General features: G+C 38.9%; 14 protein-coding genes. 10 read left to right on the top strand and 4 right to left on the bottom strand.

What is annotated here, in order from left to right; all coding sequences use genetic code 11:
• Window positions 1-76: 76 nt before the first annotated feature.
• Complete coding sequence (gene gyrB / locus FL972_RS02455; protein ID WP_144603180.1) at window positions 77-2,035, bottom strand: DNA topoisomerase (ATP-hydrolyzing) subunit B; 1,959 nt, start codon at window positions 2,033-2,035, stop codon at window positions 77-79.
• Between the two features lie 347 nt (window positions 2,036-2,382).
• Between gyrB and FL972_RS02450 the strand changes: the two genes are divergently transcribed.
• Genes FL972_RS02450 through FL972_RS02440 form a run of 3 tightly spaced genes read left to right on the top strand, consistent with a single transcriptional unit; the run spans window position 2,383 to window position 5,197 of the window.
• A complete protein-coding gene (locus tag FL972_RS02450; RefSeq protein WP_144603177.1) occupies window positions 2,383-3,132 on the top strand; it encodes a bacteriorhodopsin in 750 nt (249 codons plus the stop codon).
• Window positions 3,133-3,174: 42 nt separating this feature from the next.
• Entirely contained in the window at window positions 3,175-4,317 is a 1,143-nt protein-coding gene (locus FL972_RS02445) for a lycopene cyclase family protein (RefSeq protein ID WP_144603173.1), read from the top strand.
• Window positions 4,304-5,197: a Brp/Blh family beta-carotene 15,15'-dioxygenase gene (locus FL972_RS02440; RefSeq protein ID WP_144603168.1), complete on the top strand. Its 894-nt coding sequence runs from the start codon at window positions 4,304-4,306 to the stop codon at window positions 5,195-5,197. Before FL972_RS02445 ends, FL972_RS02440 begins: the two co-directional genes overlap by 14 nt.
• On the opposite strand, the gene FL972_RS02435 is transcribed toward FL972_RS02440, so the two are convergent.
• Genes FL972_RS02435 through FL972_RS02425 form a run of 3 tightly spaced genes read right to left on the bottom strand, consistent with a single transcriptional unit; the run spans window position 5,178 to window position 7,324 of the window.
• Window positions 5,178-5,552 (bottom strand): CoA-binding protein, encoded by a 375-nt coding sequence (locus FL972_RS02435; RefSeq protein ID WP_144603163.1) that lies wholly within the window; start codon window positions 5,550-5,552, stop codon window positions 5,178-5,180. The two genes, FL972_RS02440 and FL972_RS02435, sit on opposite strands and share 20 nt — an antisense overlap.
• Complete coding sequence (locus FL972_RS02430) at window positions 5,539-6,510, bottom strand: GNAT family N-acetyltransferase (RefSeq protein ID WP_144603228.1); 972 nt, start codon at window positions 6,508-6,510, stop codon at window positions 5,539-5,541. Before FL972_RS02430 ends, FL972_RS02435 begins: the two co-directional genes overlap by 14 nt.
• Complete coding sequence (locus FL972_RS02425; RefSeq protein WP_144603158.1) at window positions 6,503-7,324, bottom strand: 1-acyl-sn-glycerol-3-phosphate acyltransferase; 822 nt, start codon at window positions 7,322-7,324, stop codon at window positions 6,503-6,505. The genes FL972_RS02430 and FL972_RS02425 overlap by 8 nt, the downstream gene beginning before the upstream one ends.
• A 163-nt stretch (window positions 7,325-7,487) precedes the next feature.
• Here FL972_RS02425 and FL972_RS02420 point away from each other — a divergent pair, with 163 nt between their 5' ends.
• From FL972_RS02420 to msrB, 7 genes are all read left to right on the top strand, one after another.
• Window positions 7,488-8,315 carry an SDR family NAD(P)-dependent oxidoreductase gene (locus tag FL972_RS02420; RefSeq protein ID WP_144603153.1) on the top strand — a complete coding sequence of 276 codons (828 nt, stop codon included), beginning with the start codon at window positions 7,488-7,490 and terminating at the stop codon, window positions 8,313-8,315.
• A gap of 33 nt (window positions 8,316-8,348) precedes the next feature.
• Window positions 8,349-9,245, top strand: a complete 897-nt coding sequence (locus tag FL972_RS02415; protein ID WP_144603148.1) for a class I SAM-dependent methyltransferase — start codon at window positions 8,349-8,351, stop codon at window positions 9,243-9,245.
• A gap of 10 nt (window positions 9,246-9,255) precedes the next feature.
• The gene (locus FL972_RS02410; protein WP_144603143.1) at window positions 9,256-10,440 is read left to right on the top strand and encodes an aspartate aminotransferase family protein; all 1,185 of its coding nucleotides are present in this window, start codon (window positions 9,256-9,258) and stop codon (window positions 10,438-10,440) included.
• Between the two features lie 18 nt (window positions 10,441-10,458).
• Window positions 10,459-10,743, top strand: coding sequence for a hypothetical protein (locus tag FL972_RS02405; protein WP_144603140.1), 285 nt, complete (start codon window positions 10,459-10,461; stop codon window positions 10,741-10,743).
• Complete coding sequence (locus FL972_RS02400; RefSeq protein ID WP_144603137.1) at window positions 10,743-11,120, top strand: magnesium citrate secondary transporter; 378 nt, start codon at window positions 10,743-10,745, stop codon at window positions 11,118-11,120. Before FL972_RS02405 ends, FL972_RS02400 begins: the two co-directional genes overlap by 1 nt.
• A gap of 712 nt (window positions 11,121-11,832) precedes the next feature.
• A complete protein-coding gene (locus FL972_RS02395; protein ID WP_144603134.1) occupies window positions 11,833-14,217 on the top strand; it encodes a penicillin acylase family protein in 2,385 nt (794 codons plus the stop codon).
• 43 nt (window positions 14,218-14,260) lie between these two features.
• Entirely contained in the window at window positions 14,261-14,680 is a 420-nt protein-coding gene (gene msrB, locus FL972_RS02390) for a peptide-methionine (R)-S-oxide reductase MsrB (RefSeq protein WP_144603131.1), read from the top strand.
• The last annotated feature ends 64 nt before the right edge of the window (window positions 14,681-14,744 follow it).

Raw genomic sequence — 14,744 nt, 5'->3', positions numbered from 1 at the left:
CTGATAATTTTGTTCCTGAATAGCTTATCTTATTTATTGGCCAAAAAAAGGGGCTCGAAAGCCCCTTTGGGAAGTATTAGGTATCGATTTTTGCGTATTTAGCATTTTTCTCGATAAACTCTCTTCTAGGGGCGACTTCATCTCCCATCAGCATGCTAAAGAGATGATCTGCTTCAGCTGCCGAATCAATAGTCACCTGTTTAATGGTCCGGACATTGGGATCCATGGTGGTAGTCCAAAGTTGCTCTGGATTCATCTCACCGAGACCTTTGTATCTCTGAATACCGACACTGTCCTCTTTACCGTCTTTGGCCATCTCGGAGACCAACCTTTTTCTCTCTTCTTCAGTCCAACAATAGCGTTCATCTTTACCTTTCTTCAATAAATAAAGAGGTGGTAAGGCAATGTAGATATATCCTTTTTCAATCAAGGTTCTCATATATCTGAAGAATAAAGTCAAGATCAAAGTTCGGATGTGGGACCCATCAATATCAGCATCCGTCATGATGATGATTTTGTGATATCTCAAACCGGTCAAATCAAGTTCCTTATCGTCATCAGCAGTTCCAAACTTAACCCCTAAGGCAGTCAGGATGTTTTTGATTTCATCATTATCGTAGATTTTGTGCTCATGGGCTTTTTCTACGTTCAGGATTTTTCCTTTCAAGGGAAGAATGGCCTGAAAATCTCTATCTCTCCCTTGCTTGGCTGAACCACCTGCAGAGTCACCCTCCACTAAGTACAATTCGCAAACAGTAGGATCAGAATTCGCACAATCCGCAAGCTTTCCAGGTAGACCACCGCCTCCAAGTACGTTCTTACGCTGTACCATTTCACGAGCTTTTCTAGCTGCATGTCTTGCCTGAGCTGCCAAGATTACTTTTCCTACGATGATTTTCGCCTCTTTTGGATGCTCTTCCAACCAAGACTGTAATGTCTCAGAAACAGCAGAATCTACTGCGCCTACCACATCGGAGTTACCCAATTTAGTTTTGGTCTGGCCTTCAAACTGAGGCTCTGCAACTTTTACGGAAATAACTGCAGTAAGACCTTCTCTAAAGTCATCACCGGAAACCTCAATCTTCAACTTATCCAACATGCCGGATTTATCCGCGTAGGACTTGAGCGTTCTGGTTAGAGCTCTCCTGAATCCAGTTACATGGGAGCCTCCTTCGTAGGTATTGATAGTGTTCACATAAGAAACCACATTTTCGGAATAGGAGTTATTATAGCTCATCGCTACCTGTACAGGTACATCCTGATCTAAAGCTTCTATATAAATAGGTGCATCGATGATTTTCTCTCTAGTCTCATCCAGGTATTCTACGAATTCAACCAGACCACCTTCAGAGAAAAATTCATCAGACTTTGGATTTCCATCGTCTTCAATTTCTCTAAGATCCTTGAGGTAAATTCGAATTCCCGCATTCAAATATGCCATTTCTCTAAGCCTGTTGGCAATGGTCTCATACTTGAATTCAGTAACAGCAAAAATGCTGGCATCCGGCTTGAAGTGGATGATTGTTCCTCTCTTATCAGTTTTCCCTATCTCTCTAGCAGGATATTGAGGTACACCAATTTTAAATTCCTGCTCGGTAATAACCCCATTTCTAAAAACAGTAGCTTTAAGGTCTGTCGATAAAGCATTCACACAGGAAACACCCACACCGTGCAAACCTCCGGAAACTTTGTAAGTGTCCTTATCGAATTTACCACCAGCGTGAAGCACAGTAAGCACGACCTCCAGGGCCGAACGTTTTTCCTTCGGGTGCATATCGGTTGGGATACCCCTACCATTATCCTCCACAGTGATGGAATTGTCTTCATTGACAGTGACATGAATAGTATCACAATGACCAGCCAAGGCTTCGTCAATGGAATTATCCACTACTTCCCAAATTAGGTGGTGAAGACCCTTAACTCCTACATCTCCGATGTACATGGCAGGTCTTTTTCTAACTGCTTCCAGACCTTCCAAAATCTGAATATTGCCGGCTCCGTACTCTGCCGGATTCTTCGCTTTTTCTTCGCTCATATTAACTGGAAAAAAACCCTTAAAACGGGCTTAAACGGTGATTTTCTGAAATTCAATTGATTCGGCAAGATAAGCAAAAAAAGTGACTCAAACGAGAATAATTACAGCATTATCTACCTGAATAGAATAGTATGCCCCGCCTATAATAATCCAAATATTATTCTAAAATTCATATTTTTTGTAAAATTTTTTTCACCAATTCCTACCTGATTATAGTACATATAAACTTGTTTTTTAACACTTTATACCATTTTGTTTAATTATAAGACCTTTTTGTTAAACAAATTTAATTCTGAATCTATTTAAGTAAGCAAATCAAACAGTTAACACTTTCCCCATTAAAAATTATGAACCTAACCTTAGCAGCCGATCTAGTAGGACTAGATCGAATCATTAACTCAGACCCGGTAGCCATTACCTTCTTCATTGGGTATATGGCTATGTTCGCTTCTGCAGTCTTCTTTTTCGTAGAAAGAGGATCTGTAGATGGAAAATGGAAAACCTCTCTTTTAGTATCTGGACTGATCACAGGTATTGCCGCAGTTCACTATTATTACATGAGAGATTTCTATTTACAAACTGGTTCCAGCCCAACAGCTTTCCGTTATGTTGACTGGACTTTGACAGTACCTTTGATGTGTGTGGAGTTCTATTTGTTGACCAAACCATTTGGTGCAAAAGGTTCCACTCTTTTCAAATTGATCGTAGCATCTCTTTTCATGCTAATTACCGGTTACATCGGTGAAACTTCAGGTATCGATAGCAACGTCATGTGGGGTATCCTATCTACCCTGGGTTATTTGTATATCGTATACGAAGTATTCGCAGGAGATGTAGCGAAATTGGCTAAAGACTCCAACAGCCCTGCTTTAGGAAGAGCTATGTTCCTATTGAAAATCTTCATCACCCTAGGATGGTCAATCTATCCAATCGGTTACATGGTATTGCCAGGAAACTTGTTGTCAGGTGCATTTGAGGTAAGCTCAATCGACTTGTTCTACAACTTGGCTGATGCTATCAACAAAATCGGTTTCGGTTTGGTAATCTACTCTGTAGCAATTTCCGAATCATCCAAAAACAAAACTGCAGCAGCATAAACCTAATTAAGAGTCGCCCTTTCGGGCGGCTCTTTTCTTCTCATGAAGCACTACGATTTCATATTTGCAGGTGCGGGTTGTGCCGGACTTAGTATGGTGTATCACCTACTCAACAGTCCGTTGAAAAATTCAAAAATATTACTTCTAGACCCAAATATGGGTCAGATACCGGATAAAACTTGGTGCTATTGGGCTGAAAAGCCTTTACCAATTCACCCAAGAAACGCAATTCATTCCTGGAACCAACTTAGCTTGAGTTCCAATTATGATAAGGCAACTCATCAAATGGAAAACCTACAGTATTTCCATTTAAATTCTAGAGATTTTTTTGAACACATTTATACTTTTTTAAAATCTCACCCCAACGTGACTCATGAACAAAATACTGTCAATCAAATCATTGAAAAAGAAAATTCAGTAGAAGTATTCACCTCAAATGATACTATCTATCAAGGAAATTATATTTTCGATTCCAGACTTACAGATTCGGATCACCTAGGTTCCAAAGCTCTAAAACAGATCTTTGCTGGATGGAAAATCGAAACTGATCAAAACATTTTTGATAAATCAACCTTCACGATGATGGAGTGGACCCACAGTGAAAAGGGTCTATTTGATTTCTTTTACATTCTACCCTATCATTCCAAATCAGCCTTGATAGAGTATACCGCCTACAGTCGACAGGATATAAGTCAAGAAAACTTAAACGCAAAAATCAAAGAATATCTGGAGGAAAAATTTAGTGGAATAGCTTATGAAATCACTTTTCAGGAAAAAGGAGTTATTCCAATGACAACTCAAATAAAAGCCCCCGATTTTTCAAAACGGATCATTCCTATCGGTACCAAAGCGGGATGGACTAAGGCATCTACAGGTTATACATTCCACACCATTCAAAAGAGAGCTCAATCACTTGTCAATCAGCTAGTGAATGGTGAAAACAACATTAAAACCGAAAAGTCTCCTGCCAGATTTCGCTTTTATGATAATATCCTACTCAATATCGCCCATAGATGGCCCCATGAACTCAAAGGAATTTTCGAGGATTTGTTTAAAAGGAATGAAACTGATTTGGTCATGAAATTCTTGGGAGAAGAAACTAGTCTTTTTCAAGAAATTAAATTGCTTAGCCGACTACGGTTTCCAATTTTCATCAAAAGCCTCATGAATTATGAGAAGCATTGAAGACATTTTCAAAATATTGGGCTTGGGCATAGGCTGTGTATATGCACTTTTCTCATTTGACCTTCCTATCTTGGATTATGGGATTTTTCTACTAATACTCCTTACAGCCGGAATCCCTCACGGAGCAATAGACCATTTGACATCCAATCCTCATACCAACCAAAAAAGCCTTATTAGGTTTTTAATCAACTACTTATCATTGATTGCAGCTTATCTTTTGATTTGGTATATAGTACCCAAAATCGCCCTAGCTGCATTTCTACTTATGTCCGCCTATCACTTTGGACAAACTCACTTTATCAAGCGAGAATTTGCTAATAATAGACTTTTAAACTCCTTGTTATACTGCAGCAGGGGATTGTTAATGCTGTCTGTGATTCTCTTTGGAGATTTTGAAATGACCCAATCAATCTTAGCTCCTATTTTAGTTGTTGAGGGATTCTATGATTATCAAATTCTCATTATAAGCGTATTTTTGGTCAGTAGTTTATCAATTCAATTATATCTGAAAATTGGGTTCAGTAAAGCTGATTTGATCGATTTAACTGTACTGCCCCTACTTTTATACTTTAGCCCATTGCTTGTTTCATTTATTATTTATTTTGGGTTCTGGCATGCTGTTCCAAGTATGATGGTCGAATACCGATTTCTGGAAAAATTCCCCAAATTTCGGGGCTTTAAAAAATTTCTAATTCAACTCCTCCCCTTCTCAATTTTGAGTTTCATAGGAATTGGCCTTATCCTATTTTTGGGTCTTAGGTTTTTAGAATCTCAGGAATTACTGCTTTTATTTTTCGTATTAATCTCCCTAATTTCCTTTCCACATATTTTGTATATGGATAATTTCTTCAAAAAAATCTCTAATACTGACCAGTACTAAGCATAACTAAAGTACATGCTGGGGTCACCTCCACACCTTGCTTTTTTGCTGCCTGAAAAAACTCAGGGTTTTCGGTTCCTGGATTAAAAATGATTCTCTTAGGATTGAGTGAAAGCAAATAATCAATCCACTCTTCTTGATGATCCGGTCCAATATATAAAGTGATCGTATCAATATCTTCTAAAGCTGGCTTTTGTCTCAAATCCAGAATTTCCTTTCCAAAAAGTTCTCCTTTTTTGATTCCAATGGGGATAAATTCCATATCTCTGTCATCAAACATTCCTGCCGCTACAAATGCATATCGGGAAGGATTCGGAGTAGCACCTACGATTAATGTTTTTTTAGCTTTGCCCATTTCTACTTCCTAAAACTCTGTCTCTTTCAAAGGTATCCATGTGTCTATGTTTTTTGGTATCATAGATATCTTTTAATGTGATTAGAATTCCTGTTTCCTCTACCTCTCCAAACTCATCATTCAGAGCCGTACCAAAAGTCATCATGGTAGGAGACAAATTCATGTAAGTATTGATCAAAGGAGGAATATTTTCTCCGTAATTTCTAATCCTGGAATTGAGAAGTTTGTAGCCCTCTTTATAGTCTAGGCCTTCAAAAATATTTGGACCTGTTCCTAATTCGGTTTCATAAGTAAGTCTTAACTCAGGTTTGGGACTGACTAGATTTTCTTTATCTGGGAAATAATGATTCATAAATCTCAGCAAAAGATCTCTTCCTTCTCTATTGTAATGCGGATACATGGTCACTTTGCCAAATAGATATTTTACGTCAGGATTCAATAAAACCACAGCTCCAAGCCCATCCCATAGATTATCCAAGCTGAAAATTCCTTTTCTATTATCAATGCTTGGCTGATATTTAGGCTGAACAAAAGAGCGTCCCAACTCAATAGTGTAAGGCAAATAATCAGAAATAAATTTCTCAGAAAAATCGAATAAGTGAGTGGTGGACAAATTGATTTTCCCAGATGAATTAATGGCTTTTTTACAATGGATTAAACGATATCCAGCCACAATTTCTTCATCTTCGGGGCTCCAGGTAATTAGTTGATCATAGCAGTTTTCACAAGTGTCATTTTCATCCAGATCCAATGCTAGGCCTGTCCCTCCTCCTGCTGCTCTAAAGGTCAATTCTCTCAAACGGCCGATTTCTCGGACCACATTAGGTGCATTGTGGTAATTAACCAAATAAACCAGATTGTTTCCATTGTTTGCGTAACGAATGAATCTTTCAGGCCTTAATTCAGCCTTAATCAACTCCGTGCTCACTGCAGGAATAATTTCAGCCTCTTTATGCATTTTTCGATCCGAGTTCATACACTTTTTCTTTCATTTGATCAGCCCATTGAGCATCAGATTTCTCATCGGTAAAGGTTTGATATTTGATTCTTTCACCAATTCGAATCTTAACTTTTTGACCCCTTTGCTTATACATTTCATCTGCAAGATAAAACATCTCCAGATTTGCCTTTATCCCAAGTTTCTTTCGCCAGTTAGCTAAATTGTAAAAGAATTTTGAATTTCCCCCCTCAATAAAGCTTAGAAGTATATCTTTTTTATATTTTTTTGACTTGGCGATGAAACTCTTTTTCCATTGCAAGTCCTTTATTTCTCCGTCTATTTTTCTGGAAACCAATCCTGCCGGAAATATTAGCACAGCAAAATCTTTGGAATATACCTCTTCAATTTTATCCAAAGTTTCTTGAGAATTCCTTCCATGCTTATTGACAGGGACAAAAATTGGATTGAAATTATCGAAGGTCATTAATAGATCATTCACCAAAAAGCGGATATCAGTTCGGATTCTACCCAAGGCATACATCAGTGCAATTCCATCCATTCCACCCAAAGGATGATTCGCAGCGATGATCACGCCTCCTTCTCTGGGTACTTTTTCCTCTCCTATTAATTCTACTTCCATCTCAAACTCCTCTATCAATGCATTGACAAAATCAAGTCCTTTCAAGTGCCCAATGCGGTCCATGATCCCATTCATCCAAGACTCATGCGTGACACGTTTGATGTAGGAGAGCACAAAACCAGGCATCCATTTCAATAAAGATGGGTTTTTGGAGGCAATTGCCTTTTCTATATCAATAAATTTCTTCGACATAGCCAAATGCTATTCAATAGGGTTAGGATTAATTCGCTTAGATTGGGAAAATAAGGCTAAAATTACAAAAATTCTGCATGCATAACATTTTTGTATATTGTCAACTCTACAGTAAACTGAAAACCAAGAGAGTACTTTTTGAGTAGTCTTAGAAAAATACTATATGAATTTACTTTTAACAGGCAGCACATCCGGAATTGGACTAGAAACTCTAAAAGTACTTTATCCCCATTTTGACCGATTTATTTTACCGGTAAGAAATATGGAAAAAGCCCAAAGGTTAGCCAGTCAATTCCCAAAAACCGAAAAGCTAGACTGGGTAGAAATGGATCTTTCTTCCATGAAATCCGTTCAAAATGCCGGATCTTATATTCAGGAAAATTACTCTGAAATCCATGTTGTGATCAATAATGCAGGCGGCATGTTTCCTGCTGGAAAAAAGACAGAGGATGGCTTCGATATGACTTTTGCTGTCAACCATCTGGGACATTTTTTCCTCTTTAAATTAGTAGAAAATGCCCTGGTCAAAGGCAAAGCGAAAATTATCAATGTGAGTTCAGAGGCTCATAGAATCGCAAGTTTTAATACTGAAGACCCAAGTCTCAAAAAATCCGGAAATATCTTCTCAGCCTATTGTCAGGCAAAACTTTATAATATTCTATTCACTAAAGAATTAAAAAAAAGATTTAGTGAGCAAGGCATCTCTTCTTTCTCATTGCATCCTGGAGCAGTCAAAACAGCATTCGGATCCGAAACGGACCCAATCAGCAAGATGATCATTCGGGCAACTCAATTATTTTTTATTTCAGCCAAGAAAGGAGCCCAAACCAGTATTTTTTTAGCAAAAATACCTTCAGAAGAACTCAAAAACGGAGCTTATTACGTCAGAAAGAAGCCTAAATCATCTAATTCCGCTTCCTTAAATGCTGAAAATGCCCGAGCTCTTTGGGAATATAGTGAGGAATCCCTGGCGAATTTGGGTCTGCTATAATTTCCCTATTTTTGCTCGCTCAAATAACTAGCTATGCAAGACAGAATTTTATCCCTTAGTCCCGGAGTTTGGAAAGATTACGAGCTGATTGATACAGGAGGCTTTGAGAAATTGGAACGCTTCGGAGAGTTTATTGTCAGCAGACCCGAACCGCAGGCTATTTGGGATAAAAGCATGGAGGATTCCGAATGGAAGAAATTAGCACATGCCCACTTTGCAAAAGAAAAAAACAACCCTGAAAAAGGCCATTGGGAGCAATTAAAAAGAATGCCTCACAATTGGCAAATCGGCTATCAAAATGAGGAAGGTTTGGATATCAAGCTAAATCTTGCCCAAACTTCCTTTAAACACATTGGCCTGTTCCCAGAGCAAGCTGTCAATTGGGATTATATTTTCTCCACTATCAAACGCTCTCCTGTAAAAAACCCAAAAGTTCTCAATCTTTTTGCCTACACCGGAGCTGCTTCTGTGGCAGCCAAAGCTGCGGGAGCAGATGTCACCCATTTAGACTCAGTCAAGCAAGTAGTGACCTGGTCTAGACACAATATGGAGGCTTCTAAGCTGGATGGAATCCGCTGGATTGTGGATGATGCGATGAAGTTTATCAAACGGGAAGCCCGAAGAGGAAACAAATACCAGGGAATTATTTTGGATCCTCCAGCCTATGGCAGAGGACCAGAAGGAGAAAAATGGGTATTGGAAGAGCAAATCAACGAAATGCTGAAAACCTGCGCAGAAATCTTAGATCCCAAAGATCATTTCTTGCTCTTAAATATGTATTCACTCAGTTTTTCTTCTTTGATCGCTGTCAACCTGATCAAATCCAATTTCGGAGAAGTGAAAAACCCAGAGCACGGAGAATTATATCTGCAGGATAAATTTGAGAAAAAGCTTCCTTTGGGAATTTTCTTCAGATTCTCGAGTTTCTGATAAGTAAATCATGAATAACCGACAATTATTTTTATCCCATCTCGCCCAAACCACAGATTTCCCACTGATGATAGAAGTGGAAAAGGCGGAGGGAGTATACCTATATGGCCCCAACCAAGAAAAATACATTGATCTGATTTCAGGAATCGGAGTCAGTAATGTGGGGCATAGGCACCCCAAAGTGTTGGAAGCCATCCAAAATCAACTGGACAAATACCTCCACCTGATGGTTTATGGAGAATATGTTCAAACTCCCCAAACCCTACTTGCCAAGGCACTTTGTGACACTTTACCGGATCAGCTTGACAATGTCTATTTTGTAAACAGTGGATCGGAGGCAATTGAAGGAGCCCTCAAGTTAGCCAAGAGATACACTGGCAAAAAAAAGCTTTTCTCCTGCATCAATGCCTATCATGGGAGTTCTCATGGTTCGCTGAGTATAGGAGGAAATGAAATTTTCAAAAGAGCGTATAGACCTCTTTTACCTGGAGTTACCAATATAGTGTATGGTGGCTATGCAGATCTGGAGAAAATTGATTCGGATACTGCTGCAGTAGTCGTAGAAACCATCCAAGGAGAAGCCGGAATTCGAGTAGCCTGTACAAATTATTTTCAGGCTTTACGGAAAAAGTGTGATGAAGTAGGAGCATTATTGATCTTGGATGAGATTCAGGCTGGCTTTGGCAGAACCGGCAAATTCTGGGCTTTTGAGCATTTTGATATAGTCCCAGATATAGTTGTTTGTGCCAAAGGTATGGGAGGTGGAATGCCGATCGGAGCATTTATAGCCAACAAAGAGGTGATGGGAGTTTTTAAGAATAATCCTTTGCTGGGTCATATCACTACTTTTGGTGGGCACCCAGTAAGCGCAGCTGCATCCTTAGCCACTATTCAGATTTTACAAAAAGAAAATTTGATCGCTCAGGTAGAGGATAAAGCAGCGCTTTTCAAAAAACTACTCATTCACCCCAAAATCAAAGGTATCCGAAACAAAGGCTTGATGATGGCCGTTGAGTTTGAATCTTTTGAAGTTCTAAAACCAATTATTGATCGAGCAATCGAATTGGGTGTGATTACAGATTGGTTTCTGTTTTGTGATGATTCTATGAGAATCGCCCCACCATTGGTAATAACTAAAGAAGAAATAAAAGGTGCCTGTAGCATCATTTTGCAGGCGATTGAAGATGTAGCTTAATTTTAAACTTTATTTTTTATGGGACAGAAGAAATGCCCCCATTGTGGGCAATGGTCGGATTGGAATCAGAATCTTACAGATACTTGCCAGCATTGCGGCAAACCATTGGGAGGCAAAGACCTCGAAAATCAACAAAAACGAGAGGCTGATAAGAAATCCAATGAAGAAAACTGGATGTTTCACATCAAGGAAGATGATTCTGATTTGGTCAAAACTTTCAAAAAGATCGGAAACTTCTTTTATACCATATATATGGCTATCATTACCTTCATCCTTTGGTTAATTGCAGCGCTCCCCGGATAATGAAAGTGATCAAAAATCCATTCTTTTTTATTCCTGTGATATTATTTTGGACTAACCAGTTTTTTGAAAGAGTCATGGGTTGGCATTCAAGCGGTTTCCTTTCCTCTTATGCTGATGATTTGTTAGCAATGCCTGTTATACTCGGAATAACCCTTCAAATATATCAGTGGATTCATCCTAAAAAGGAGCTTTTCAGCTTTTCTAAGCCTCAGGTTTTGGTTGCATTTGTGTATGTCTCCATAGTATTTGAGTTTTTGTTACCAAGATATTCATCTACCTATACCTCTGATTATTGGGATATCCTCTGCTATGGATTAGGGAGTATCTATTTTTATAAATTTATCAACCATACCAAAAGCCAGAAGGTCTTTAATTAGGTCAAAAGTTTAATTTTTTAGCCGTGGATATATTTCGATGCTTTTTTTGGCTATTTGCCGAAGGCATATTTTGATAATTTCTTGAAGAGTGCCCCTCAGATCAACGACAAGAATCGGGAGTAATTCCGAGGCTTTATCGTTGGATTTTCTATCCGATAAAAATAAAATCTCGTTCTGTCTTGCTGGCACAAAGCCCCATTTCCAAAAGAAGAAATAGGGCCAGCGCTGGGTAAAGGCGTTGCATAATGAAACCAGGGGTTAAAACCCCTGGCTACTACATAGTACGCTCCTATGGAGCTTACGATCCGAGTACGATCGGAGGTTTTTCTCGCCGAAGGCATATCTTGAAAAATATCTTCTAAATATTTCGCCGAAGGCATATTTCAAATTATTTCTACGGTATTTTCCTTGAATAAAGCTTTACTTCTAAATCCCCCTTTCCCCCTTTACATATAGCTATCATCCTGAATTGAATTTACACTTCCAAAGGGGGAATTGATCCGTATTTCGCCGAAGGCATATCTTAAAATTATCTTAAAAGGTATCTTTTCTATTATTTCGCCGAAGGCGTATTTCTAATTATTTCCATTGTATTTCTTTATCTATTTCGCCGAAGGCGTATTTCTAATTATTTCTACTGTATTTCTTTATCTCTTTTACCTGAGGCAGATTTCAATTTTTATTTCAATTATCTTTTCTAAAATTTTGACACATGAGAAAAACAGGAATCGTATTAGGCATTTTGCTTCTTATTTTAGCAATTGGTGCATTGGTTTTTACAGCATTGCATACTCCTCAATATGAAGGGGAGATTACAATCCAAGGGTTAAATGAAGAAACCACTGTTTACTTCGACCAATACGGAATCCCTCATATTTATGCCTCAAACCAAGCTGATGCATACACGGCTCTTGGATACCTCCATGCTCAAGATCGGCTATTTCAGTTAGAGATGATGAGAAGAGTCGGAACTGGAACCTTAGCCGAATTTTTAGGACCGGATTTATTGGAAATAGACCAGTTTTTCAGAACGCTGGGAATTCCTGAGCATGCTCAAAGCTCCACTGACTTTTGGAACTCTCAACCTGATTCTCCTTGGAAAAAAGCCACTGAAGCCTATATAGCTGGAATAAATCAATTTATTCAGGAAGGTACTTTACCTGTAGAATATACCCTTTTGGGAGAAAAGCCCCGGGAATTCACTATCAATGATGTTCACTCTATTTTAGGTTATATGTCATTTACTTTTGCCATGGCAGTCAAGACTGATCCATTGATTACTGAAATGAGCAGAAAACTCGGTGAAAATTACCTTCAAGCATTATCCGTTCATACACTTCCGGAACACCATGTAATCCCAAATCATTATCCTGATTCTCTTAAGTCTACTTCGGGCAGCGGGCTTATATCCATGCTAGAAAAACTTCCTGTTCCTCTTTTGGAAGGTTCCAATGGTTGGGTCATTTCTGGATCTAAAACGAAAAGCGGAAAAGTCATTTTTGCTAATGACACCCATATTGGCTTCTCATCTCCATCTGTTTGGTATGAAGCGCATTTGGAATATCCTGGTTTTAATTTTTATGGAAATCACCTGGCCGGTGTTCCTTTTGGTCTGGTTGGACATTCCTTGTTTCACAGCGTGGGCTTGACCATGTTTGAAAACGATGATCAGGACTTTTTTGAAGTAGAATTGAATCCCAATAATCCCAATGAATACAGATATGGAGATGAATTTCTTCCCTTTACTATACTCAAAGATCAAATCCCGGTAAAAGGGCAAGACCCGGTAGATTTTGAAATACGTCAAACAATTCATGGTCCCATCATGAATGGGGTAGTTTCTGAAATCGCCTCTTTGACACAAAATCCTGTTAGTTCTTGGTGGGTATATACTTCAGAACCCACAAGAGCATTAGAGTCACTTTACAAGATAAATCATGCCAAATCTATGCAGGATGTAGCTCATGCCGCAGAGCTCATTCATGCGCCTGGTTTGAATATCATGTATGGTGACAGTTTGGGCAATATCGCTTGGTGGGCTGCTGCCAAATTGCCTATCCGATCTGAAAAAGTAGATTCCAAGATTTTTGCAAATGGCTCAGATCCCGAAATCATGCCTCAGGGCTGGTACCCTTTCAGCATGAACCCAATGAGTATCAATCCTCCTTCGGGATTTGTTGCCTCAGCTAATAATCAACCTGACACCCTAAGAAATGGCGTATTTTTTCCTGGCTATTATTATCCCGGTGAAAGATGGCTAAGAATCGCTGAGGCTATTCAATCCAAAAATGATTGGACCTTGGATGATGTAAAAGCGGTCCAGCTTGAAGTGATCAATACAGACCACTCTCAAATCGCCCAATTCATGCTGGATCAAATCCCGGACTTTGATTTTCAAGGAAGAGAAAAAGCTCGAGAGCTTCTAAACCAATGGGACGGAAATCATGAGTTAAACTCCCCGACTCCAACTATTTATTACAAATGGTTATACCATACACTTCGCCTTTCAATGGAAGATGAGCTGGGGAAAGTTGGCTTTGAAAATTATCTGGGCACATTTATGATGATTCGATCCAACCTTCCCTTTATCAAAAACATAGGAAGCCCTTGGTGGGATGATATACAAACCCCCGAAAAAGAAAATGCAAAAGACATATTTGCCAATAGCTTGCAGATTACGCTGGATGAGCTTAGCGATCAATTAGGAAAAGATATAGATGACTGGGACTGGAAGAAGGTAATAATCGCAGAGCATCCCCACCCTTTAGGAAGTAAAAAACCGCTGGACAAGATATTCAATGTTAAAACTGATCCGATTCCAGCCAATGATGAAGCAGTCAATAAACTGGCCTTCAAATTAAATGGAGAAGGAATTTACAGGGTTACCTCTGGACCGGCTATGCGGATTTTGATAGATTTTCAAAATATTCAAAAATCGCTTTCTGTACTTCCCACAGGTCAAAGTGGGAATCGTTTTAGCAAACACTATAAAGATCAGGCGAATCTTTACGCCAAAGGGAAATACCGATATCAGTTGATGGATAAAAAGGACATCATCAAAAGCACAGAGGAGCCTCTCATATTAAAGCCCAGATAAACTTCTTTGGTATTAGATGGGTTAGAATTCTAAATAGAAATCTATGAGCAAGAAAAATAAAAAAGAATATCCGGTTCAATTCTCTGAAGAGGAACTTAAAAATAAACTAGATCCTGAGTCCTATCATGTGCTTAGAGAAAAGGGAACAGAAAGGCCATTTACGGGACAATATTACCTAAACAAGGACACTGGCATTTACGAGTGTAAGGTCTGCAATAATGAGATTTTTCACTCTTCGAAAAAGTATGACAGCGGCTGTGGTTGGCCTAGCTTCACAGAACCTATCCGCCCAGAGGCAATAGATGTTCAGATGGACTATTCACATTTTATGATTCGAGAAGAAATTCTCTGTGGAAATTGTGGATCACATTTAGGTCACCGTTTCCCGGATGGCCCAAAAGATCAAGGAGGAATTCGCTATTGTATCAATTCGGTCAGTATGGATTTCAAGAAAGGAGAGTAAAACCGGGTTATATCAATATCCAGAATCTTGCTAGTAGCCAAATCTCCTTTGCTCATCGATTATG

The sequence above is a fragment of the Algoriphagus algorifonticola genome, assembly GCF_007655305.1.
Lineage (GTDB): Bacteria > Bacteroidota > Bacteroidia > Cytophagales > Cyclobacteriaceae > Algoriphagus > Algoriphagus algorifonticola.
This window is presented reverse-complemented; position numbering and strand designations above follow the sequence as displayed.

Bases quoted from the DNA above. Each gene is read 5' to 3' on its own strand.
- gyrB (WP_144603180.1), bottom strand. From the start codon at position 2,035: ATGAGCGAAGAAAAAGCGAAGAATCCGGCAGAGTACGGAGCCGGCAAT.
- FL972_RS02415 (WP_144603148.1), top strand. From the start codon at position 8,349: ATGCAAGACAGAATTTTATCCCTTAGTCCCGGAGTTTGGAAAGATTAC.
- FL972_RS02420 (WP_144603153.1), top strand. From the start codon at position 7,488: ATGAATTTACTTTTAACAGGCAGCACATCCGGAATTGGACTAGAAACT.
- FL972_RS02400 (WP_144603137.1), top strand. From the start codon at position 10,743: ATGAAAGTGATCAAAAATCCATTCTTTTTTATTCCTGTGATATTATTT.
- FL972_RS02445 (WP_144603173.1), top strand. From the start codon at position 3,175: ATGAAGCACTACGATTTCATATTTGCAGGTGCGGGTTGTGCCGGACTT.
- FL972_RS02435 (WP_144603163.1), bottom strand. From the start codon at position 5,552: ATGGGCAAAGCTAAAAAAACATTAATCGTAGGTGCTACTCCGAATCCT.
- FL972_RS02425 (WP_144603158.1), bottom strand. From the start codon at position 7,324: ATGTCGAAGAAATTTATTGATATAGAAAAGGCAATTGCCTCCAAAAAC.
- FL972_RS02405 (WP_144603140.1), top strand. From the start codon at position 10,459: ATGGGACAGAAGAAATGCCCCCATTGTGGGCAATGGTCGGATTGGAAT.
- msrB (WP_144603131.1), top strand. From the start codon at position 14,261: ATGAGCAAGAAAAATAAAAAAGAATATCCGGTTCAATTCTCTGAAGAG.
- FL972_RS02430 (WP_144603228.1), bottom strand. From the start codon at position 6,510: ATGCATAAAGAGGCTGAAATTATTCCTGCAGTGAGCACGGAGTTGATT.
- FL972_RS02440 (WP_144603168.1), top strand. From the start codon at position 4,304: ATGAGAAGCATTGAAGACATTTTCAAAATATTGGGCTTGGGCATAGGC.
- FL972_RS02450 (WP_144603177.1), top strand. From the start codon at position 2,383: ATGAACCTAACCTTAGCAGCCGATCTAGTAGGACTAGATCGAATCATT.
- FL972_RS02395 (WP_144603134.1), top strand. From the start codon at position 11,833: ATGAGAAAAACAGGAATCGTATTAGGCATTTTGCTTCTTATTTTAGCA.
- FL972_RS02410 (WP_144603143.1), top strand. From the start codon at position 9,256: ATGAATAACCGACAATTATTTTTATCCCATCTCGCCCAAACCACAGAT.